Source organism: Enterococcus sp. AAFC-DPL-5182 (genome assembly GCF_058216605.1).
Genome location: NZ_CM177101.1, coordinates 2349321 through 2371347 on the forward strand (window position 1 = coordinate 2349321; position 22027 = coordinate 2371347).

Consider the following 22027-nt stretch of genomic DNA (forward strand, 5'->3'; position numbering starts at 1 on the left):
CCTTTTTAAATTTCTCCTTGCGTTAGAGTAAACTCTAAACCTTATACTTCGATTGTACCATCAAGCTTCGTTTTTATCATTAGTTCATTTTATGAGGAAACAAGTTTATTGTAGGTTGAATTATTTAGCTTTAAAACCATTGAATAATAGGAGGAATCAGTATGAAGTACACAGTAATCACAGGGGCAAGTTCAGGAATCGGTTTGGAAACGGCAAAAGAATTCGGGAACCTCGGGAAAAATTTGATTTTAGTTGCCCGTAGAGAAGATCGACTAGATCGCTTAAAAGAGGAAATTCTGTCTAAGCATCCAACACTTGAGATTCTGACTAAAACAGTTGATCTGTCCCAAAGCAAAAACGTATTGGCTCTTTACAGCTCTCTAAAAGGATATGATATTGAAACATGGATCAATAATGCTGGTTTTGGCTACTATCATTCAGTAGCTGATCAAGATTTAACGAAAGTTAGCCAAATGCTACATTTAAATATTGAAGCTTTGACATTATTATCCTCTCTTTATGTCACAGACTATAAAGACAAAGAAAATACGCAGTTGATCAATATTTCTTCTGCTGGTGGATATAAAAATGTTGCCAATGCTGCTACGTATTGCGCTACAAAATTTTATGTAAGTGCCTTTACTGAAGCTATCGCTTTAGAATTGCAAGCAAAAAAAGCCCAACTTAAAGCAAAGGTCTTAGCTCCAGCTGCAACTGAAACAGAATTTGCTCAAGTTGCGAATGGGTCAAAAACTTACGATTATACCAAAGGTTTTACCACATTTCACACAGCAAAAGAAATGGCGCAACTTCTTATTGATCTCTATCAAAGTCAAGAAGTTGTTGGGCTAGTTGACCGCGATACATTTGAGTTCAATTTATCAGGACCTATTTTTGACCATTACCAAACTGGAATTATCAATTTGTAGTGTTGTCAAAAATAAATTGAGACAGGGACATAACTCTAAAAGTCACATCCCTGCCTCAATTTAATTTTAAAATTTACAAGTCTACTCTTCAGTATCCAATAAGTATCTGCTAACAATAGCTGCAAGTACGCCACCTATCAGCGGAGCTACGATAAATACCCAAACCTGAGATAAAGCTTCTCCACCGGCAAAAATTGCTGGCCCTAAGCTTCTCGCTGGGTTGACAGATGTGCCAGTTAATGGAATTCCCACCAAATGGATCATTGTTAACGTCAAACCAATCACGATTCCTGCAAGTTTTGCGTTTCCTTTTTTAGCACTTGTGACCGTCATGATAACCAAAACAAAAATAAATGTTAAAATAATTTCTACTGTTAAGGCACCCATTGCGCTAAAATCACCAAAGCCATTCTGACCCAAGTTTGTTGTTTCTCTTCCTGAAGCATTTAAAATTGACAGTAAAGTAAAAGAAGCGATCAAACCACCAACAACTTGTCCAATGATATAGTAAATCAAATCCATTGTTGAAATCCGTTTATTGACCCACATTCCCAAAGAAACTGCTGGATTCAAATGCGCACCAGAAATCGTACCAATACTATAAGCCGCTGCTATGATCGTCAAGCCAAAAGCCAAAGCGATCCCTGTTGTGCCAATACCTTCTATCCCGCCTCCTAAAACAGCTGTCGCCGTACCAAAGAAAACCAAGATAAATGTTCCAAGACATTCTGCAATTGCTTTTTTCATACATTTCCCTCCCTTCTCCATGTTCTTACCTAGATTATCACAATCATGAAAATTTTCTTGATACTTTCAACTAAAATTGAGAGAAAATTTAATGAGTAATATCTCAATATGATTGATAAATATAATCATATGAGGAAAATCAAAAAAATACCAACAAAAAGCATTTAAATAATGCTCCTTTGTTGGTATTCAAAATCAATCTAAAAGTTGGATACCGATTCCTATAAGCCCCGGTCCAGTATGAACGACTAGCGCAGGGCTGATCGTACCAAAATAAATTTTTTCTGCTTGAGGAAACTGTTCTTTCAATTTTTCGTAGAAAGTTTCTGCTTCTGCTACCGCCTGTCCTTGCGCAACAGCCAAAACAAATTTTTTATGGTCTCCAACGAAGGCTTTCACTAATTCAAAGGTTTTATCCAGACTTTTTTTTCTACCTCGTGCTTTGGCAACCGTGTGATAAACACCATCTCCATTACATGAAATAATTGGATTCAATTTTAAAGCATTTCCTAAAATGGAAGCAACTAACCCAATTCTTCCACCTTTTTGTAAATATTCAAGCGTTGCAACATTGAAAAAGACTTTAGATTTTGCCACATTAGTCGTTAATGTCATTTTGATTTCATCCCATGAGCGGCCTTCTTCAATTATTTTAGCAGCTTCAATAGCTTGAAGACCACTACCAATTCCAATATTTTTAGTATCTAAAACAAATGTTTCCAATCCATCAAATTCTTCTGCTATCAAACGAACAACATTAAATGTTCCGCTCAACCCACTAGAAATCGTAACAGCTAATACTTTTTCATAGCCATCTGCTTTGATTTTTTCAAAAATTTTCGTGATCGTCTCACCGTCAGGTAACGAAGTGCTAGGAATTTCTATAGGCAAGCGTTCATAAACTTCCTCTGGTGTGATATCGACTTTATCTGTATAAATACGGTCTTTATAAATGATCTGCAACGGAATCATATACATCCCATATTGTTCAACTAATTCTTGAGGCACGTCTGTCCCTGAATCTACTAAAAGAGCAATTTTTTCTTTATTCATTTTCTTGTTCTCCATTTTCTTCTAAGTTTTTTTGTGCCAATTCAATGACTTTTTCAGTAAACAATTTTGTTGCAAACGATAACGTTGCGCTTTTTACAATCAAAAATTCTACGGGTATCGGTTGATCAAATGCCGCAACTGGTTCCTTGTCTAACGCTTGTGCAACAACAACTGCTATAGCTGCTTCTTGCTCGTCGCAAAACAAATTATAAGCTTCACGAATCCCAACCGCTGCTCCTTGATAAAGAATACCTTGCTTGATTTCTGGTATTGTTAAAACTTGTTTTAATAACGTAATTGCGATTAAAAAAGCGAGATGTTTTTGATTATACCTTTTTTTAATAGGTGCTGGAATCAGTCCTAATTTCACATAGTTGTTGACCATTGATGAGGTGAGTAATGTATGTTTTTCTTTTAAAATAACTGGTGACAAGTAGCGTTCAACAAGTGTGATCACTTGATCCATATATAATTCTAATTCGGGTAATTCATGCCATCTTGGTAAATGGACATCTTCCAATTCTTTTCCCCAAATTTGTAAAGAGGCTTTTAATTCATTCACAAGATCCCTCCTTCTATTTACTAAAACAGTTTAACATTATTTTGAAAAACATTCAATCTAGTTTTGATAACCAGATTGAAAAATTAATAAAAAAACGAGTGAAACATAACTCTACGAGTCATATCCCACTCACATGAAATCCGAATAAAAAGTGAATTCTCTTTTTATTCCTAATAATCAAGAAACTCTATTGCCTTCTCTAGGCTTAAAAATCATTAAACCCATCATCCTCTTCATCGCTGCGTTTAAATGGGTCAAAGTCAAATTTTCCCCTATTCGGAAAATCAGGTACTCCAAATAAATCACGGGGATCCATTTTTCCAGGTCCTCGACCAAAACCATGACTTCTATGTCTGCCGTGTTTATGTGCTCCTCTAAAATCACGCTCTTCTTCTGGAATTTCATCTTCTAAAGCTTCCAGTAATTTGTTCATAATATTTTTGAACGATTCTTGTTCTGATTCTGACAGTACATCAAAAAGTGTTTCTTCTTCTTGCTTGTTATTATCAGCTGCTGCTCTTCCCGCCTCTGTCAATCGAATCACCATCACGCGACGATCACTTTCCAACGGTTCGCGGTTAATATATCCATTTCTCTCTAACTTACCTAATAATTCTCCTAGTGATTGAGGTCTCATATCCAGCAAATAAGATAGCTCTTTTTGAGTTGTTTCAGGTTTAAGTTTTAATAAATTCAGCACTCTTCCTTGCCCTCTATGAGGATTACCAAAAGGTCCATGTTCTCTACGACGTTTCATAAAATATTTTTGCATCATTGCTTGTAATCGTAAAAATTGTTCAATCAATGTTTGTTCTTCCATAATTTAGTCCTCCATTATTGATTATAATTCAGGTACCTGATTTATATTATAAAGGTACCTGTTGTTTTTGTCAATATTGAATAAAAAAAGCAATTTATATAGGCTAAAAAATTTAAAAAGCTACCTTTATAATAAAAAAAGGCACGATACTTTCTGATGTTGGTGAGGAATCACCAATATCTTTTTTAATACAAAAAATAGAAAAGACACCCTGAAACCCTTTAGAATTAAGTCGTCTAAAACCATTCAAAAAGGAGGAAATCAAGATGTCCTATATAACATTTTATCAAAAATGCCTTAGATACTCTAGGCTTAAACATTACTTTTAACGAAAATTGCTTAAAAGTATTTTGGCACCATTCTTTTTCAAGAAAACAAAAAACCTAGAGAGAAGTTCCTCTAGGAATCATATTTATTGATTTAATTCTTTGGATTTTCTTCACCAACATTAGTTGGCAAAGAGCCGTTATATCTATGCTACTTTTTCAGTTTTCTAAACTTGTTATTCACTGTTATTTAAACATTATCCAACCAATAACCTCTAGAACGAACTGTTTTAATCACTTTGGGTTGTTTGATGTCTTGTTCGATTTTACTTCGTAGGTGAAAAATGATATTACTGACTCGATATAGATTAGACTCTTCTCCGTCTTGTTGCCATATCTCTTCCCAGATTTCCTCATACGTTACTACTTGTCCCACATTTCGATATAATAAGTCCAATACTTGGTATTCTAATCGGGTTAACCGTATCGCTTTTTGATCTCCGATCTTTACTGTGCTATTTCTTCCGTTAAGCAAGATCTCTCCTGCTGGTGCTTTCACAAAAGGCTCTTCCTCTCGGGGCGTTCCTTTCGTCTTAAAACGATTTAAATGATTCGTCAATGTCAGTAACCACTCTTCTACCGTCAATTGATCCGTCACTACTCCATCGACTCCCAAACTTCGGTAAACTTTTCGGGTACTTTCGCTTTCTAACGTTGTCCAAACCCATAATAAGGCATTGGTCACTTTTCTTGTATGCAATATATATTCGCAAATCTTCGCAATCTGTTCCATCGATTGTTCATAAAAAAGAAGTAAATCATACGTATTTTTTTCTAACGGTTCTTGTGTGTCAATGACTCCCACTTGCCACTCGTTTGGCCATTGTACGTCATTCAGGTTCTCTTCTCCAAACGTCACTATTCCTACTCTGTACATCTTATTCTCCTCTCCACCTCTCTTATTACCGACTTGTATTCACCACACCAATAATCTCTTCTTTTTTTATCACACTGTACTCTCGACTATCCGTTGAATACAAGCGGTTATCTCCCATCACAAAATAGGTATCTTTTGGGATGGTTTCAACTCCAGTTAATTCATAGAAACTAAAATCTTTCGTGTAGACAAAGCCATTCTCAAACGCCGCTTTTTTTTCCGAAGCGATAAACGGTTCTGCTCGTTCTTCTTCATTTATGAACAGTTGGTCATTTTGATAGGCTATTTTTTCTGTGGGCAACCCAATAATACGTCTTAACTCTGATTTCTGTGCACTTTTGCGTTTAATCAACACGATCGCTTGACGCTGAATGGGGGCTTGTTTTTCAATCAAGACATACTCCCCCAGTTTCAAGGTGGGACTCATTGCGTAGCTGTCGACTTTCGCTAAACTGAAGAAGAAATAAGATTGTGCATATATCAATAAAATAAGGAGGCCCATACCACAGATTACTTCTATAAACAGTCTATTCCGCTTTTTACGACGAACTAGTTTGTTTAGTGCCTGCTTGTTCTTCTTCGTTCGCTGAATGGATTGACTATTTCTAGATCGTTTGTTCTTCGGTTTACCTGTTTGTTTTTTTGCGCTCATGATCCGATCCTACTCAAGAATTGCTTTTGGCTTTTTTTAGGGCTGCTTCATCGACTTTGTACAATTCAAAGACTTTCTTTTGGTACCCACGTATTCGGTTGATATCTTCTTGATACCCTGCGATCACTTCTTCATTCCCATAAAAACCATCCGTCATGCGCATCGCATTCGTGCCAAGATCCAACATCGCCTTATAGTAACGATTCAAGATCAACTGACCTTCTTCTGTGTTCAAATCACTCGCTCGATTCGCACCATAACTCGTAATAGCGCTCGCTAAGTAGCGGATATTTCCATCTAGTTTTTCCTTACGTTCACTTTCTGTTTTCGCCTTTTCCAACTGCTCATCAAAATCATTCAATAAAAAGTAACTTTTTACAACGGACTCTTCATCTTCATGACTTAGGCTCATTGATTGGTAATAGGCTACCAATTGACTTCCCCCAAAAAATAGAAACGTGACGACCAAAAAAAGGAGTGTTCGACGCTTGTTTTTCTTCTTTTGTCCTTGTAAGTGTTTCCGTTTTCGAGCAAGTTGTCGTTTTCGTTTGGCCCCTTTTCCTCGTTTTTTTGCCAGTTGTTTGGCTTCTTTGGTTAGTTTGACAGAAATCAATACGCACAGAAGGAAAAGCAATCCGCTCAGTATCGTCAATGTTAGAAGGACGAGTATGGTTATTTCCAATACAGTCATTTCTTTACCCTACCTTACTTCGGTCTATTTCTTTCTGTTTTTTCTTTCTGTTTTCTTCTTTTTGGTATTCACGAAACGGATTCCGCCAATAAGACCAATGACGATCACAAATATTCCTACCGCTACCCCTATGATCAAGGGCCAATTCACGCCTTTTTCCCGCACTAAATCGACATCATCTTGGTTAAATTTATCTGCTTGTTCGTCTGTAATGGTGAAGTCTTCCTGCCATGTCCATTTTTGATCCCCAGCTTTCGCAAGGATATTCGCTGTATAGGTTCCTGGCACCATCTTTTCCCCATTCATCGTAACGGGGAAATGCAAAAAGGTGTTGGGGGCGATATTAATGCTTGATTTCTTGGTTTCGTATAGCACTTCCGCTTTGCCTTTTGGCGTTATTTGGACTTCCATTGATAATTTTCGTAAAAATGCTGCCTGAGTATTGGAGACATCCACAAAAATCGTATTACGATAATTGAATTGGCCTACTTCTACTTTGTTCAAGGCTAGTTCTGGTTTGACTTCTTTGTCTGTTTCTTGTAACACCATCGCAATGACATAGGCATATTTATTGGCGATATTCGCCCCTTCTTTTGCGGGTTTTTCTTCTTGGTTCTCCCCTTCAATCGTTTTTAATTGAATTCCGCCAACAATAATCCCATCATATGACGTTTCCGGCATTGTAATCGTAATCGGGACCGTTTTCTCTTCTTTAGGCGCTAAGGTGACTGTTTCAGGGGCGTTCACTAAATCCACAAAATCAAATTTTAACGACGCATCTTTTTCAATTTGGCTAGGGCCATATTCAATCACACCACTAGAGTTCGTTCTTGTACCATTCAAGCTGATACCGATCGTTAACTCTTTCTCCCCTAAATTTTTCATCAAGAGGCTGACTTCTTGTTTTTGTCCTGGTGTCATCTTCAAATCAAAGTACCCATTTTCTTCTTTCTGATTCTCTGGATAATTGAGTTCATAATAAAAACCTGTTGCCCCTTGTGCATCTTGTGCGGAGGGTTCGTTGGCATATGTATAGTGATTGGTACTGATGATGCTTATCATTGCCATCATCAAAAATAACATGTATGTTCGTTTTAATTTCATTCGATCTTCTTCCTTTACTTATAAGATAAACAAGGGCTGACAGTTAGAAACTGCCAACCGCTTGTACGCCTCAGTACTAAACTGAGTAGTTCACCTAGTTTCGTATCACGAATTAAGGTGCTGGTGTGTATTCAATTGACCATGTGATATCTGCTTCGTAAGTGCCTAATTCAATGGTTTGAGCTGGTACGTTTAAGGAAACTGAACTAGCAGATTTACCAACACCTGCAGTAGAAGCACCTGGACGTATAATCCCCGCTGCAGTAAAGTCAGCGGATTGTCCGAATTCCGCAGAATACGTTCCTAAACCAACAGCTCCTGTAGACGCTGTGTTATCAAAGACCAACTGTTTGCCGGCACCTGGATTGGTTGCGCCATTTCCTAATGTGAAGTTTGTTGGTTCTCCTGCTGGCCAATAGTTAATATTTTCTTGTGTTGAATTTAATAAGCCATTTGTGTAAGCAATCGTTGCTTTATCTAGTGATTTCGTTGTTTTTGTTGTGTGTGTAAATTGTTTTGTCATTTCAGCTTTGATAGAATACGTGTGGTCATCTCCAGCACGTTTGTCTGTCCATTGTACGTATGGTCCACGTACTTTTCCTGCTGTTTCTGTCCCATCTGGAGCCACTTCTGTTACTGGAATTTCTGCGGCTGTGTATGTTTCTGTTTTTGTCGATACTTTTTGTTGCCCAAAATTCAACACCGCTACACGGTCAATCGTAATTGGACCAAAGACTGGGTTTTTATCTACAGTGTTTGGATCTTCTGGCTTGATTGTCCCTGGTTTCTCTGGATCGATGTCTTCATTGTCCCCATTGTCTTCAATGATTTCAATGATTCCTTTTCCTTTTAATGAGTGCTCATCCGCAAAAGCTGTTGCGCTCCCTGCTAGTGATGCTGAAACGATGGCTGCTAAAGCAACGGTACATAGTGTTCTTGTTTTCATTGTGTTTTCCTCCTAAAGATATATGTGTGTTTTATATATAGTTACTTGCTTGCACAAGTGAACTCCAATTAAGTTGGCAAGGCTGCCAAGATCCAGGTCAATTCTGTTTCATATTGCACTGGTTTGATTTCTGTTCTCTCTGGAACAGATAAGAAAATAGCGGTGTTTCCATAAACTGGTTGATTCTCAAAATCTGGGTCTACGATGGCATCACCAGATGGGGTCGTTTTTGGAAATAGAGTATTTTTTTGTTGGTTTTTATTCGTTTCCGATGCGCCAAATTCAATCGTCCATTGACCTTTCCCACTGCCTATTTCGGCAATCGCAATGTTTTGCGTCATGGCCAACTCTGAAATTTCAATGGTATCTTTCGTCACGATCGGCGGGGTTTCCCACGTATAGACACTATTGGCCCAACCGTGGTCTAAAGACAAGGTCGCTCCTTTTAATTCTTGGGCTTCTTTTTCTTGAATGATCGTATTTCTAAATTGATATTCTTGGCGTACTTGTAAGGTCCACCCTTTTTTATCCGAACGCTCATCCGTAATTTGGATATAACTCCCTCTGGGCGTTGTCCCGTCGTGAAACAATTGGGCATTCGCGTAAAACTGTCGGTTTTTTTCCTCGATTTTATTATGTCCAAAGTGGAATGATGACACAAAATCGATGCGTAATGGACCGTCTGTTGACGGGCTTGGCCCCGGATCAACGGGGATTTCTGGGTTTTCTGGATCGATCGGCTGTTTCAGGATGCCCCCTGTCATTTCGATGTTTCCAGTCCCTGTTACATCACTGCTTTCGGCATAACTAGTAAGGGGTGAGCCTAGCGCTAAGAGAGCCAAGCAGGAAAGAGGAATAATTGTTTTTAAATCACTCATTGATTCCCCTCCTTCGCTGACCGATTTTTCTTCGCTCGTCGAAACAAGATCAAGGCTCCGACAGCCAACAACACGCCCACCCATGTATACGGACTTTGAATGAGCTCACCGGTACTCGGCAAGCGGCCTTTCGGTTTTGTAATGGGCAACTCTTTAGAAGAACTGGTTGCCGTTGACGGTTCACTGGTACTAGACTGTGTCGGTTCAGTACTTGATTCTTCATAGAAACCAACTACACCATTGGTCGTGACTTGGCCACCCTCGGCCAAGGCCTTTTGGGTATTCGCCGCTCCAATTCCTACAAGAAGTAACAGAGCGAAAAATAGTCGTTTATAGCTTTTTTTCATATCTCTCCTCCTTCTCTTACGGATCCGGCGTCGCTGCGAGTTCCCATAGAATTTCTCCTTGGTAGCTGCCTAATTTTTTAACATCGCCTGGGTCAACTTCTAACTTGAAGCCGTCGCCTGCTTTGGTGCCATTCCATGTGGTACTAATGTTATAGAGTTCTTTCTCTGCCTCATTTGTATGAACCATGATCGGCTGAGCACCCTTGTCTAAGATGATTTCTTTCCCTTCATATACATAACGAATCGCATTTTTTAAGACACTGTCTTTATGAGCAGGATCTATATGGGTCATTTCAGCTGTTAACTTCGCCGTTAAGGTCCATTTATCTTTGACAGAACGGCCATCTTTGACCACCAAATCTTGGTCGTATGCCGGGGCGTTCACCCTTGTGGTTTTCCCATCATATTTGTGGGTACTGAAATTAATTCTATTGGGTGCAGAATAAAGCAGAAGTTTTCCATCAAATACATAGGTCACTTCATTGACTCCGTCAATAATTTCAACAGAGGCTTCATTCGCGGGGCGCTCAACGAGTTTAAATTGGTTCGCTTCGACCGCTTTGATCGCATTGTAAAGAGCTGAACCGACAGTCTCTGCCTCTTCTTTCAACTTGACAATCGAACCAATCGTTTCACTTCGGATAATCGGCTCCGCAATTTTTTCACCGGCCTTATTTACAAAGTGGATAGTGAGGTCTTTGGTCAAAGGTTTTTTGGGAAATACTGGAATCGCCACTTGAGCCTCTGCTTTTTTGGTCGAATCACTCACTGTATAAGCTGTAACTTTATTGGTAATCGTCGTTCCTTCACCAGAGATGATTTTTGCTTTATATCTTAGGGTTATTTTTTTCCCTGGTTGTACCTCTAGTGGTGTATCACTTACTGTAAATGAAGGAAGTGATGCATGAAAAATAGGTGTAACTTTCTTTTCTACGCCTTTGTCATCTACTAAGACGAAGGACTCTTTATCTAATTCTAATTCTGCTGGATACTCATCTTTCCAGCCCACTTCTTGCCAAGAGGCTTCTCCTGTATTTGATGCACTTAATTCGAAAGTAAGACTGTCATCAATTCGATCTTTTCCGTCCGTTGACGTGTTATTGGTGTATGTTTTAGCCGCTTCTGGTTTGGCGGGTTCTCCTTTCACTAGAATACTAAGTTCGGCTTCATCTTCATCGTTTTTGTCATTGTATGCTTTAAAACGATTGATGATCATTGTTTGCGCACCACCCACGATTTTTGCTTTATACTTAATAGCTATTGATTTTTTCGCTTCAATATCATATTTGCCAATTGCAAAAGTGTGTGTGCCTGGATCATAAATAGAGGCAGGTAACGATGTCTCTATTCCATTTACATCAACCATTACAAGTGAACGAGTATCTAGTTCTAATTCTGGTGGTAATTTATCTTCTAAAGTCACTTGTGGCCAAGGGTTCATGTCTCCATCATTTGAAGCTATAACTTCAAAATCAAGAATATCTCCAACCATGTTCTCTCCATTGAGTGATGTCGTGTTCTTGTATGACTTCTCTGCAGTAGGTTTCAAGAGTTCTGGTTCTTCGATTGACATATCTAAAGTTGCGGTTCCGACGCTATCATTTGGAACGGTTATCTTTGGCCACCTCATCATGAAAACAGGGTGTTTTAAAACGTATTCCTCATGCATCGGTAGGTAGTTATTGGACCAAGGACGATATGGTTCATCCTGACTTCCAGCCTTTTCAACAAAGCTAGTTCCTATCATAAACTTAAAGTAGCCTACTTTGTTTAGATTGCCACCTAGATCCCCCCACAGATATTCTGTTGGCATATTACTACCTTCTGGATAACCAATATTTGTATAAAAATAAATACGAGCTGGAATCCCATCTGCGATTGTCTTATCGGGTTCATTGAAATACAACCCCCCTGTCCCATATGAAAATAACCTAGAAGACCTATGGTTCCCACCAACATCCATATGGGAAGAGTGAGTCACTCCAAAGCTTGTCTGTTGGCCACGTTGATTATAAAAACTAACATCATAACGAACTCTACCCTTTTTAAAATTAGCTACATAGCCATGAACTCTTACTGGTAAATATTCATATTTCGGCGGATAAGTGTTTCTAACCTCTTGCATAAAATAGCCATATGAAACAATTTCATTCTCTTTCACATATTGTTCAGTAATGTACTCACGTGCGGCGGTAGATTCTGATGGCTTATATACTAACCCTGATGCAGATATTTTTCCTGTTAAATCATCTAACACACCAATATCAAAGCTACTATTAGAAGCCCCATATCCTCCATTAACATAATCATAATCATAGCCAAATACTTGTTGCTTCCCACTTGTTCCTTTTTTCACACCAATCATAGCTGGACCTGTTAATGCTAAAGTCCGTTTATCTGTCATATCTATTTCCGTATAGAAATATGTCCCTTCGAACTTACCAGTATCATGGTTGAATACCTCTCCTCTAGAAGGATGACCGAAATACATGTAATAATCTCTCTGAGTAGTGGAGAAGGCTCCACCCGTTAATTTAACAGGGGTATTCACATCTACTTTTTGAAACGTTGACAAATCTATATCGTCTGTATCTAACAATCGCCAATTAAAATCTGGTAGTTTATTCCACCTTGCCCTTGTTCCAGGAGACAACGCTAGTTTATCGTTGCTCAATGAATCCATAACTTTATTTGTTAATTGTGCTGAGTCATTCTCCCCATCACTTGTTTCATGCGCTAACACATTTTTTCCTAAGAAGAATATTCCCACTATAGCCATAAGCGCAATCATAGAGAAAGTGATTTTTTGAGTATTTTTATTTTTTTTCACATTTCTCCTCCTTTCATAGTAAATAATAGTATATATTTCATTTTTTATAGCAGCCTACATTTAAAGGAAACCTTGCCGATCATACAAGAGTTACTTCCTTATATGTTTTAGCTTCTTTTAAACGATGGTTGGTATAAAAATTGAAAACTAAGAGTAGTTGTATTCGAAATATTTTTCTATTTTTCTGGTTTATAGTATTATTAAATTAGTCACTTCTCACGAATTTTCTACAAAAATTATTTTATCCCAAACTTTTATATGCTTACATTATCAAATTTATTTTTTCAATTTTAAAAAGATGCTTTTTCATTTCCTGTTTTTCTATAAAACAGGAAAGAGCACTGAAAAAGCCTTATATAAAACTATTTACCTTTCTCGTTTGACGACTAATTTGACGGCGGATTGCAAAAAAATAACCTTACTCAGATGAGTAAAGTTAATCATAAGAATATTATCCCAATAAAAAAACATTGGTTATTTAAAAAACACAAAAATATAATGTATTTGAGATAAAATTTAAAAAAACAGATTAAATAAGCGATAATTTTTTTATTGCAGCTCGTTGTTCTTCTAAAAATGAGTTGGTATAGGTATCTAATGTTAACTTTATAGATGAGTGACCTAATAATGAACTAATGGCTGCTATATTTACTCCTAATTCTACACAACGTGTGGCAAAGGTATGGCGAAGAGCATGAAATGGCATGTTAAATAAACCCAGCTTTTGTTTAATTTTTTCAAAGCGATAACTAACTGTACGAGGCTCTATTGAGCGATTATCACTAGTCACGACATACTCAGCTGAAGAATGACCTTTCCAATACAATAGTACTTTTTTTATTTTTGTCGTTAAGGGAATAACTCTAGTCGAATTTGCTGTTTTTGGCGCTGTTTCCACAATTTTTGACCGTTGCCCAGTAGTACTATTGGGTAAACAAATTCGTTGCTTTGTCCGTTCAACTCTTAATAAAGAGGACTCAAAATCGATATCCGTCCATTTCAATGCACAGATTTCACCAATGCGCATCCCAGTTTCTAATGCTAATAAAATAGGTAACCCCTTTTCATCCATTAAACTCTCTGCTTCTACAGCTTTCTGTTGAGCACGAGTCAAAGCTTGTATATTTTTTTTTGAATTTTTAGGTAAAGCTGTGTTCTCACAAGGATTCAAATAAATAAATCCTCGTTCTTTTGCCGCTTCAAAACAACTTTTGACGATCCGAAATACAATTCTGATCGAACTTGATCCCAATGACTTCGCTAACGATTGAACGAATTGATTGATCGTTAATGAAGTAATTTTTTTTAGCGGATAGCTTTCTAAAAAGGGTAAAATATGTAATTGAAGTTTATTGTTATAGCTAGCATATGTGCTTTCTTTGATTTTTTTCGCCATTATCTCTGTCAGCCAAAGGTGCGCCCAGTGACCAAAAGTTCCTTGAAATTCTTTTGAATGCCCTTCATAAGATACAATTGCCTGTGCTTTTTTCTCAATCATCTGTTCTTTGACGGTTCGATAAGAGCGTGCATAGATATAGCCATAATAAATAGAACCATCTGCTTTTCTAGCCTTTGGATAACGTCCTTCCCACCGTCCATCTTTTCGCTTATAAATATTTTCACCTTTAATCAAAATAATCAAATCCTTTCTATTGTATTGACGGCGGAACTGACGGCGGAAAAAAACGAACCGCCTCTTGTACACTTCGATACTGATTTTCTAAATAAAGTCACTATCAAATTTCATCTACTGAAAAAAATTAGACCAGATTTCTACTTTTTTCTCTCAAAAAAAACGATATAATTATATAAATTCTCATTTTTTTGCATATTTAATAAAAAAATTGGAAATAATTATGAGATATTTTTCGATTAGCTACTTGATTTTTATCAAATACTCTAATAGAATTAATTGTGTTGTTAAACTAGTTACTTTAAAAATCAAATCAAAAACGTTTCCTGTTTTATAGAAAAACAGGAAACGTTTTTGATTTAAATAAAGTATACAATAAACATGTCAAAGTAAAATTTCAATTTTTACTAGAAATACAGTATTTTTCTTTATACTAATTTCATTTACCGTACCAACATTAGTTGACAAAGAGACTAAAAAAATCACTGAAGCAACTCAGTGAGTCTGCTTACAGTGACTTATATTCTTCTCTTTACAGTTTTTTCAGTTGTCGTTTGCCTAAAATAATTCCGATTAAGAAGAACAACTCCAATAAAACAAAAAATAAAATAAAGCTATGCATAAAGAATTCTTCTGGTAAAACATTTATGATCGGATCGGTAACTGGATCGAACAACCAATCATCATTATTGAAAAAGACTCCATGAAATGCCACAAAAAACTGATCAAATCCGATTGCCATTAAAAACCCGAAAAATACTGGGATGATCATTCCCCATTGGAACGGACGAATCAATCGCCACATTCGCTTTGATTTGAACAGATGGAAAACAAACAGAGTGCTTGGAACCACCGTCACGATCAGCACACCATAACATAGTAAAAATAGACGCTTTACTTCATAAAAATGAAATGCCCCGCTTGTTGATACAGGAAAATCGGATAATTGCAGTGTGTGACGAAATGGGTTATTTAAATAATTCATCAACTCACCAAAGTTTTTTAGTAATGTGGATTTATCCATGTCAACATAGTTCAAAATCTTCAAAGAATCAATATCAACGATATAAAGCGGGCGAAAATTAATAGTGATTGTAATACTCAGCGATAAGATAGTCAAAATCAAGCATACAATTCCTAGTCGTTCTCGCCAAATCCAATTTTTTTCTTTGTTTTCCACACTCTTCATATCAAAAAGTCCAGTCATCTAGTGAATCAACAATATAAGTCGGCTGTTCAGGCAAATCTGCAACTGCTGACTTTGCTGTAAAACCAGATAAAACCAGTAAACTATCAATACCATTTTGAAGACCAGACTGAATATCCGTTTCGTAGTTATCTCCAACCATGATTACATCTTCTTTGCTCAGATCCATCACTTTTAGCGCTTCATTCATAATAACTGCATTTGGTTTCCCAATCATGATCGGCTCTGTCTGCGTCGCTGTTTGGACTAAAGAAATAAATGAGCCTGCACCAGGTAGCAGCCCACGTTCTGTCGGAATGCTTTTATCAGGATTTGTCCCAATAAAAGTTGCGCCATTTCTGATACAAAGTGAAGCTGTTGCAAATTTTTCATAGCTGATATCTGTATCTAAACCAACAACGACATAATCTGGTGATTCTTCCTCCCATTGAAAACCAGCAGACAAAATCAAATCAACCAGCCCGGATTCTCCGATCACATAGACCCGATTGCCTTTTTCTTGTTCTTTCATATAATCGATTGTTGCAAGACTTGCTGTATAAACAGTTTTAGCTGATACATGAATATCGAATTCTTGTGCTAATCGATCTGAAACAGCCTCTGGTGTTTTTGTTGTATTGTTCGTCACGAAAAGAAAAGGCAAATTCAACTCCTGAAGACGTTCAACAAACCTTTTCCCTGCTGGAATGACTTCTTTGCCTAAATAAATCGTACCATCTAAATCAATCAAATATCCTTGATAATGCTTTTTCACAAATCATTACTCCTCACGTTGACGAATAGTAAATGAGCGGCCTTGGCCAGCACCATTATTTTGTTTTCCAACAACTGGTTTTTTCGGTTCATTTTCTTTGCGATTTTTAATCACAGGTTTTGTTTTATTTGTTACAGGCACACGTTTTTCATCTGTATGCGCTTGGTTGTAATTCGTTGGTTTTTTGTTTGGTTTTTTGCGGCGTGTTTGTTGTTTCTCACGTTTCCCACCAACTCGCTCGATCACAAAATACGCACAGCCAAAGTTACAATACTCATACAAATAATCCTCTAGCGTATCGATTCTCTGTTCAGGTGCAGCTTTGCGATTTGATTCGTTGAAAAAGCCTTTCAATCGAAGCTGATCATAACCCCAGTCACCAACAATATAATCATATCTTGAAAGAACATCGCTAAAACGTTCTCCTAATCTCTCTGCATCAAAAGCTTCCCGATGATTTTTTACTAAAAGATACTCGCGCGTACCGATCGTCACATGTTTATCATCAACAAGTGTTACGACTTCACCTTTTTTCTTTTCTTTGACAGGTTCTTCTTTTATCTCTTCAAGGACAGCAGTGATTTCTTCTGTTAACGTCGCTGTTGTCTCTTCTTTTTGTATAAATGGTTTAGCTGATTTGGATGTTTTTTTTACTTTTTCTGTCATTTTTTCACCGCCTAGACTTTATTATACCTTGTTTTTATTGGATTGGGTAGTGCATGTTCAAGTAGTCACCTAAAACTGTTCTAATAAATTCCGGAAATAAAAATTCAACGTCACCTGCAAGTTCGATCGTTGGAAAAAAAGGAATGAACATAAAGTGATCGACTGTAGTAAACGTATAGTTCTGCTTAAAATCGATGGGTTGATTTTTCCATAGAACTTGTTTTTTTTCTTTATCATACGTGATTCCGTCATAATACAATTCACCAAAGACTTTACCACGAAACCCCATTCCTGTAATTGGAAACTTTCGTAAATAGTGTCGATTTTTTTCCATTTCCTTAAGCATACGAATCAGTTCTGCTCCAGATAAGGTCACACGAATCAAATGCATCGGGTGAGGTAATGTTTCGTGAAGCTGATCTGCATCAATGATTCCTCTTGGTAGATCTGATAAAAACAACCCATTATTTAAAATCGCTGCATCTGTCTGGCCTTTTTCTTTTAAAGATTTTAATGCTGTCACGATCAAAGGATGATCAGCCGTCAGCTCGATTAAAAGAGGGTGATCGATCTTCGCGATTTTTTTTGCCTTCAACAACTGATGGCCTAAAGCTAAGTAATCGTCACTTTCTCTTTGATCTTCAGCTAACATTTCCTGTTCAGCCATTGATACTGCCTTTGCTTCACTATGAATAATTTTTCCATTATCGATTGTTAAATGAACTTCTCCAAGATAATGACCAAATTTCCCAGCAGCAGACAGTTGTGTATCATTGATTTTTTCTCCTTCTTTAAACAGATGATGCGTATGAGAACCTAATAATACATTGATTTCAGGAAATTCGTTTGCTATTTTAATATCTTCGTCAATGCCCAAATGACTCATTAAGACTATAACATCACATTTTGCTTGAATTTCTCTAAGCAATGATGGCAATATCTCTTTGGTCGAACGTATATCCCACCCATTTGGATTATAGGTTAACGGAAATGGGGCGGTTAAAGCAATCAAACCGATCTTAGCTTTATCTTTTGTTTCTATAATCTTATAGGAACTCGCCCAATCAGGCGCCTGACCAGAGTTTAAATCAAATAAATTACCTAATATAACATCAAAATTTCGATGATCATATAAATGATTCAATTGCTCTTTAGAATTACCGACACCTTCATTATTACCGATGGTTGCTGCATCATAATCGATAGCATTCATCAGTTCAATATTGGCTTGACCATCGGTTGCTTCTGTCAATGGATGCCAACGATCAGCAAAATCTCCCAAGTCGACAGTTATTACGGTTTTACCTAATTTCTCATATTCTTCTTTATGACTGATCAGATACCGCCTGATTTTGGGCCAATTTTCTAAATGTGAATGCAAATCATTCGTGTGAAAGATGACGATTTCTTCCATAAACAGGCCTCCAAATTTCAGTATATAAAAGTATAGTACCATACTTCTAGATGAAGTATAATAAAGTAACCATAAAATTAAAGGAGATCAAAATGAAAATCACTGCACCTTTTGGAACGATATGGCTAGATGCCGATCATAAAGGCTTGACCTTAGTCTCATTTTTTGAGCTCAAAAACCATCAAACAAATTCTTTTACAGAACAAGCCGCAAAAGAACTGATAGACTATTTTTCTGGTGAACGAACGCATTTTACTGTCCCGTTATCCATCCAAAGCGGCACTGAATTTCAAAGAAAAGTTTGGGCCGCTCTTTCTCAAATCCCTTATGGAAAAACCTGCAGTTACCTAGAAATCGCTCAAGCTATTGGTTCACCAAAAGCAGTTCGAGCAATCGGTCAGGCAAACAGCAAAAATCCGCTTCCGATCATTGTTCCTTGTCATCGAGTGATTGGCAAAAATGGGCAATTAACAGGCTATTTAGGTAGTTCTGAACATGACGGGCTCAGCATCAAAAAGTTCTTGTTACAAGTGGAAAATGGATCACTGGATTAGGTTCCGTTTTAAACTATTCGAAGCATCAAAAATAACGAGAAACAAAACTTTCTTCGTTCTGTTTCTCGTTATTTTTTTCTGTATAAATAAAACGGCTATCTCTTAAAAAAGATTAGTTGCTACCCTCATTGTCATTGCTCTCTTTGCCTCGATATTTTTCTAGGTATTGCTCTTTTGTCATAACATCATCCACACTCATATTAAATTCAATCAGCTCTAAACCAGTCATATGAGCAATCGCTTCTTTTACTAGTTCAACAGTTTGATCAAAGACAGTTGAAATATTAACATCGTATTTGCAAATCACGGATACATCTACCGCTACTTGTTTTGTTCCGACTTCCACTCCAATGCCTTTTGTCACATCTTCGTTATCTCTAAATCGGTCAGCAAAATCGGTAAAAAGATTGCCGCTCAATCCTAAGATCCCATCAATATCAGAAATAACCACACCTACGATTTTTTTGATCACAACATCACCGAACGTCAATTTTGCTTTTAATCCACTTGTATTGTTCTCTACTGCCTCTGCCATTTGCATTCACTCCTTCAATATAATTTTAAATTCCTATCATAGATCTAACTGAATCTATCAAGGAATAGATATCTAAATCTTCATCCCGCATTTTTCCGATAATAAAACCAACGGCTGCGAAAATTAGTAAGACCAATGTTTTTCCAAAGCCAATCAGTAATAACAAGAGAGCTAATAGGAAAAACAAGGTTGTCCAAATAATCCGAAAACGATACGGTCTAAGCTGCTTGAGCCAGTGTTCTTTTTTCTCTTGATCCATGACGTTTCCCTCCTATATCACTCGTGATTGTTTTTTACCAAAAGCTGTAGATTCTGTCGGTTCTTTTTCTCTTAATTGAACCGTTACGCGGCTATCAATTGATTCCAGGGCTGTATCTAATGCTCCTTGTACCGCTTCTTTGATTTCTTCTCCTAAAGGTTGATAACGCTCTTTGCTTCGAACATCAACTTTCAATTTAATGGCTACTTTTTCTTTACCCATGATTCTAACTGTCATTTTCGTTTTATCTGGATGGATGATGGTGCTGTAAGCATCTTTCACAATTTGTTCTACAGTGCTTTTAGGTACTTCGATCCGATTCTTACCGTCCTTTATGACTAGACGTTTTCTTCGTCCAGAAACTGAAAGTACTGCCACCAAACTAAGCAGTAAAAGACCTCCTAAGATAAGTAAAGTCCATTCAAAAAAACTGAATAACCAAGGATAATTGTAAAGAAGCCCATCTACTTGGTAAGACAGCCAAGGAATATCGACCAACTGACTAAGTGAGCCCAGTGTTCCGATAAACAGTATGAGTATGATAAATAAAAAAATAATTTTCAGCAAACGTTTCATATACTTCCCTCCTTTGAGATTAGTCCTTTCGTTTCTGATTAAATTGTAACGCCTAAAAAAAAGTATTACAAAAGATACGAATTTCTTTTTTTCTCCAGACATTTTATTTTGCTCAGATTATATAAAAAAAACGATTGAATTTATAAGATTCAGCAAATCATTTGCTGGATGCACAAGTTCAATCGTCTTTTTTAATTATTCATCTAAATATTCTTCTTTAGAAAATTCAGTGTCTTCATATTCTCCACTATCTCCATAAAATTGATTGTAACGTTGTTTAAATTTACGGAAAATATAGGTAACTAGCACCTTGGCAATAGCATAAATAGGAATTCCAAAAATCAAGCCGAACATCCCTAGTAAATCCCCCATCACCAATAATACGATCACAATCGTCAATGGATGCACGACTAGTCGTTTTCCCATCACTTGAGGTGCAATCAAATGTCCATTCAACATTTGGACAAGCATCCAAACTAGGCTCATTTTAATAAACATACCAAATGACACCATCAATGCGACAATTGCAGCTGGAATGAATGCTATGACAGGTCCTATATAAGGAATCACGGCAGTAATCCCAACAATAATCGATAACGTTCCTGAGTAAGGTACTTTAACAAGCCAAAAACCAATGAATGTTAAGATACCAATAGCGATCGACACCAAAATTTGCCCTTTTAAATAGGCACCAACTTGGCTACTCATTGTTGCCCCAATTTCTTTCGCATCGTTTCTAAAACGTGGGGGTATAATGTTCAAAATAAAAGAGAAAAACTTACGATCATCTTTCAATAAGAAAAAAGTAATGATTGGAGCCGTTACCATCACAAGTGCAAAACCAGTCAAGGTAGAAAAGACCGTCGAAGCTCCCTCCACAGCTTTACTAAAATAACTTCCTATGCCATCTGAAACGTTATCAAACCATCTTTGAATACCATCTAAAGCATTGGCTAAAGGTTTTTCTAATGCAGAATTATGGAAAAAATCTGTGACCATTTTATTTAGATCGTCCATATATTGTGGAAAACTTTTGACTAATCCGTCCACCTGTTTTTGCAGAATCGGAACAACTAAAATAATACCGATAACGATCAATGCAATCAAAATAATAAAAATAGCCGAAACACCATACACTCGTTTCACTTTATGTTTTTCTAACCAGTTGACGACTGGATTGAATAAATAATACAAAATCAACGCTAAAATTGTTGGTCCAATAATTGTTTTGAACACAACACCGATCGGACCAAAAATAAAACCAACCTGATGAAAAATAAAAATCACTGCACCTAACAACAATAAAGCAACAAGTGTGAATAATAGATTTTTTCCACCAAGAAATTTGATCCAACGAGTTTCTTGTTTCTTTTCCATTTGATCCCTCCTTAAAATAAAAGTGTAATGGGCTTGATAAGGGGCGTTGAAAAATAGGATAGTGATGCTTTTTGTCACTAACAGATTTTATCTTTTTTCATAGAGCCTAGCCCATAGAACTAGACAATTTAAAAGTGTAATGGGCTTGTTAAGGGGCGTTGAAAAATAGGATAGTGATGCTTTTTATCACTAACATATTTTATCTTTTTTTCAAGAGACAAATCCCACTAGGCAAGATAGCTTTACTTCTTTATTGTAACGAAAAAAATGGAATCTGTAAAAAAATTGTC

General features: G+C 36.9%; 23 protein-coding genes. 2 read left to right on the forward strand and 21 right to left on the reverse strand.

What is annotated here, in order from left to right; genetic code table 11:
* Window positions 1-161: 161 nt before the first annotated feature.
* Window positions 162-929 (forward strand): SDR family NAD(P)-dependent oxidoreductase, encoded by a 768-nt coding sequence (locus AC4BB7_RS10970; protein ID WP_086313539.1) that lies wholly within the window; start codon window positions 162-164, stop codon window positions 927-929.
* Between the two features lie 81 nt (window positions 930-1010).
* On the opposite strand, the gene AC4BB7_RS10975 is transcribed toward AC4BB7_RS10970, so the two are convergent.
* The 17 genes from AC4BB7_RS10975 to AC4BB7_RS11055 form a co-directional block, all read right to left on the reverse strand.
* Window positions 1011-1676, reverse strand: coding sequence for an MIP family channel protein (locus AC4BB7_RS10975; RefSeq protein ID WP_086313540.1), 666 nt, complete (start codon window positions 1674-1676; stop codon window positions 1011-1013).
* 195 nt (window positions 1677-1871) lie between these two features.
* The gene (locus AC4BB7_RS10980; RefSeq protein ID WP_086313541.1) at window positions 1872-2729 is read right to left on the reverse strand and encodes a DegV family protein; all 858 of its coding nucleotides are present in this window, start codon (window positions 2727-2729) and stop codon (window positions 1872-1874) included.
* Window positions 2722-3291: a DUF1836 domain-containing protein gene (locus AC4BB7_RS10985; RefSeq protein WP_490483036.1), complete on the reverse strand. Its 570-nt coding sequence runs from the start codon at window positions 3289-3291 to the stop codon at window positions 2722-2724. The genes AC4BB7_RS10980 and AC4BB7_RS10985 overlap by 8 nt, the downstream gene beginning before the upstream one ends.
* A 205-nt stretch (window positions 3292-3496) precedes the next feature.
* A complete protein-coding gene (locus AC4BB7_RS10990) occupies window positions 3497-4111 on the reverse strand; it encodes a MarR family winged helix-turn-helix transcriptional regulator (RefSeq protein WP_490483037.1) in 615 nt (204 codons plus the stop codon).
* Window positions 4112-4627: 516 nt separating this feature from the next.
* A complete protein-coding gene (locus AC4BB7_RS10995) occupies window positions 4628-5314 on the reverse strand; it encodes a winged helix-turn-helix domain-containing protein (RefSeq protein WP_490483038.1) in 687 nt (228 codons plus the stop codon).
* A gap of 25 nt (window positions 5315-5339) precedes the next feature.
* The gene (gene lepB / locus AC4BB7_RS11000) at window positions 5340-5966 is read right to left on the reverse strand and encodes a signal peptidase I (protein WP_490483039.1); all 627 of its coding nucleotides are present in this window, start codon (window positions 5964-5966) and stop codon (window positions 5340-5342) included.
* Window positions 5967-5979: 13 nt separating this feature from the next.
* On the reverse strand, window positions 5980-6657 hold the full coding sequence (locus tag AC4BB7_RS11005) for a hypothetical protein (RefSeq protein WP_086314058.1): 678 nt from the start codon (window positions 6655-6657) through the stop codon (window positions 5980-5982).
* Between the two features lie 24 nt (window positions 6658-6681).
* Window positions 6682-7761, reverse strand: coding sequence for a WxLIP family cell surface protein (locus AC4BB7_RS11010; RefSeq protein WP_490483040.1), 1080 nt, complete (start codon window positions 7759-7761; stop codon window positions 6682-6684).
* A gap of 112 nt (window positions 7762-7873) precedes the next feature.
* Window positions 7874-8707, reverse strand: coding sequence for a WxL domain-containing protein (locus tag AC4BB7_RS11015; RefSeq protein WP_490483041.1), 834 nt, complete (start codon window positions 8705-8707; stop codon window positions 7874-7876).
* 68 nt (window positions 8708-8775) lie between these two features.
* Window positions 8776-9585: a WxL domain-containing protein gene (locus AC4BB7_RS11020; RefSeq protein ID WP_490483042.1), complete on the reverse strand. Its 810-nt coding sequence runs from the start codon at window positions 9583-9585 to the stop codon at window positions 8776-8778.
* Entirely contained in the window at window positions 9582-9932 is a 351-nt protein-coding gene (locus AC4BB7_RS11025) for an LPXTG cell wall anchor domain-containing protein (protein WP_490483043.1), read from the reverse strand. The genes AC4BB7_RS11020 and AC4BB7_RS11025 overlap by 4 nt, the downstream gene beginning before the upstream one ends.
* A gap of 16 nt (window positions 9933-9948) precedes the next feature.
* Window positions 9949-12762 carry an isopeptide-forming domain-containing fimbrial protein gene (locus AC4BB7_RS11030; protein ID WP_490483044.1) on the reverse strand — a complete coding sequence of 938 codons (2814 nt, stop codon included), beginning with the start codon at window positions 12760-12762 and terminating at the stop codon, window positions 9949-9951.
* A gap of 529 nt (window positions 12763-13291) precedes the next feature.
* Window positions 13292-14395 (reverse strand): tyrosine-type recombinase/integrase, encoded by a 1104-nt coding sequence (locus AC4BB7_RS11035; RefSeq protein WP_490483045.1) that lies wholly within the window; start codon window positions 14393-14395, stop codon window positions 13292-13294.
* Window positions 14396-14927: 532 nt separating this feature from the next.
* Window positions 14928-15584 (reverse strand): TIGR01906 family membrane protein, encoded by a 657-nt coding sequence (locus tag AC4BB7_RS11040; protein WP_490483046.1) that lies wholly within the window; start codon window positions 15582-15584, stop codon window positions 14928-14930.
* Window position 15585: 1 nt separating this feature from the next.
* Window positions 15586-16356, reverse strand: coding sequence for a TIGR01457 family HAD-type hydrolase (locus AC4BB7_RS11045; protein ID WP_490483047.1), 771 nt, complete (start codon window positions 16354-16356; stop codon window positions 15586-15588).
* Window positions 16357-16362: 6 nt separating this feature from the next.
* Window positions 16363-17022, reverse strand: coding sequence for a YutD family protein (locus tag AC4BB7_RS11050; protein WP_490483048.1), 660 nt, complete (start codon window positions 17020-17022; stop codon window positions 16363-16365).
* A 34-nt stretch (window positions 17023-17056) separates the two neighbouring features.
* Window positions 17057-18436 (reverse strand): bifunctional metallophosphatase/5'-nucleotidase, encoded by a 1380-nt coding sequence (locus AC4BB7_RS11055; protein ID WP_490483049.1) that lies wholly within the window; start codon window positions 18434-18436, stop codon window positions 17057-17059.
* A 92-nt stretch (window positions 18437-18528) separates the two neighbouring features.
* Between AC4BB7_RS11055 and AC4BB7_RS11060 the strand changes: the two genes are divergently transcribed.
* Entirely contained in the window at window positions 18529-18990 is a 462-nt protein-coding gene (locus AC4BB7_RS11060) for a methylated-DNA--[protein]-cysteine S-methyltransferase (RefSeq protein WP_490483050.1), read from the forward strand.
* A gap of 112 nt (window positions 18991-19102) precedes the next feature.
* Here AC4BB7_RS11060 and AC4BB7_RS11065 read toward each other — a convergent pair whose 3' ends face one another.
* The 4 genes from AC4BB7_RS11065 to AC4BB7_RS11080 all read right to left on the reverse strand — a co-directional run bounded on the left by AC4BB7_RS11065 (window position 19103) and on the right by AC4BB7_RS11080 (window position 21737).
* Window positions 19103-19525: an Asp23/Gls24 family envelope stress response protein gene (locus AC4BB7_RS11065; protein ID WP_086313549.1), complete on the reverse strand. Its 423-nt coding sequence runs from the start codon at window positions 19523-19525 to the stop codon at window positions 19103-19105.
* Between the two features lie 25 nt (window positions 19526-19550).
* Window positions 19551-19784, reverse strand: coding sequence for a DUF2273 domain-containing protein (locus tag AC4BB7_RS11070; protein ID WP_086313550.1), 234 nt, complete (start codon window positions 19782-19784; stop codon window positions 19551-19553).
* A gap of 12 nt (window positions 19785-19796) precedes the next feature.
* A complete protein-coding gene (gene amaP, locus AC4BB7_RS11075; protein ID WP_490483051.1) occupies window positions 19797-20360 on the reverse strand; it encodes an alkaline shock response membrane anchor protein AmaP in 564 nt (187 codons plus the stop codon).
* 195 nt (window positions 20361-20555) lie between these two features.
* Entirely contained in the window at window positions 20556-21737 is a 1182-nt protein-coding gene (locus AC4BB7_RS11080) for an AI-2E family transporter (protein WP_086313552.1), read from the reverse strand.
* Between the last annotated feature and the right edge of the window lie 290 nt (window positions 21738-22027).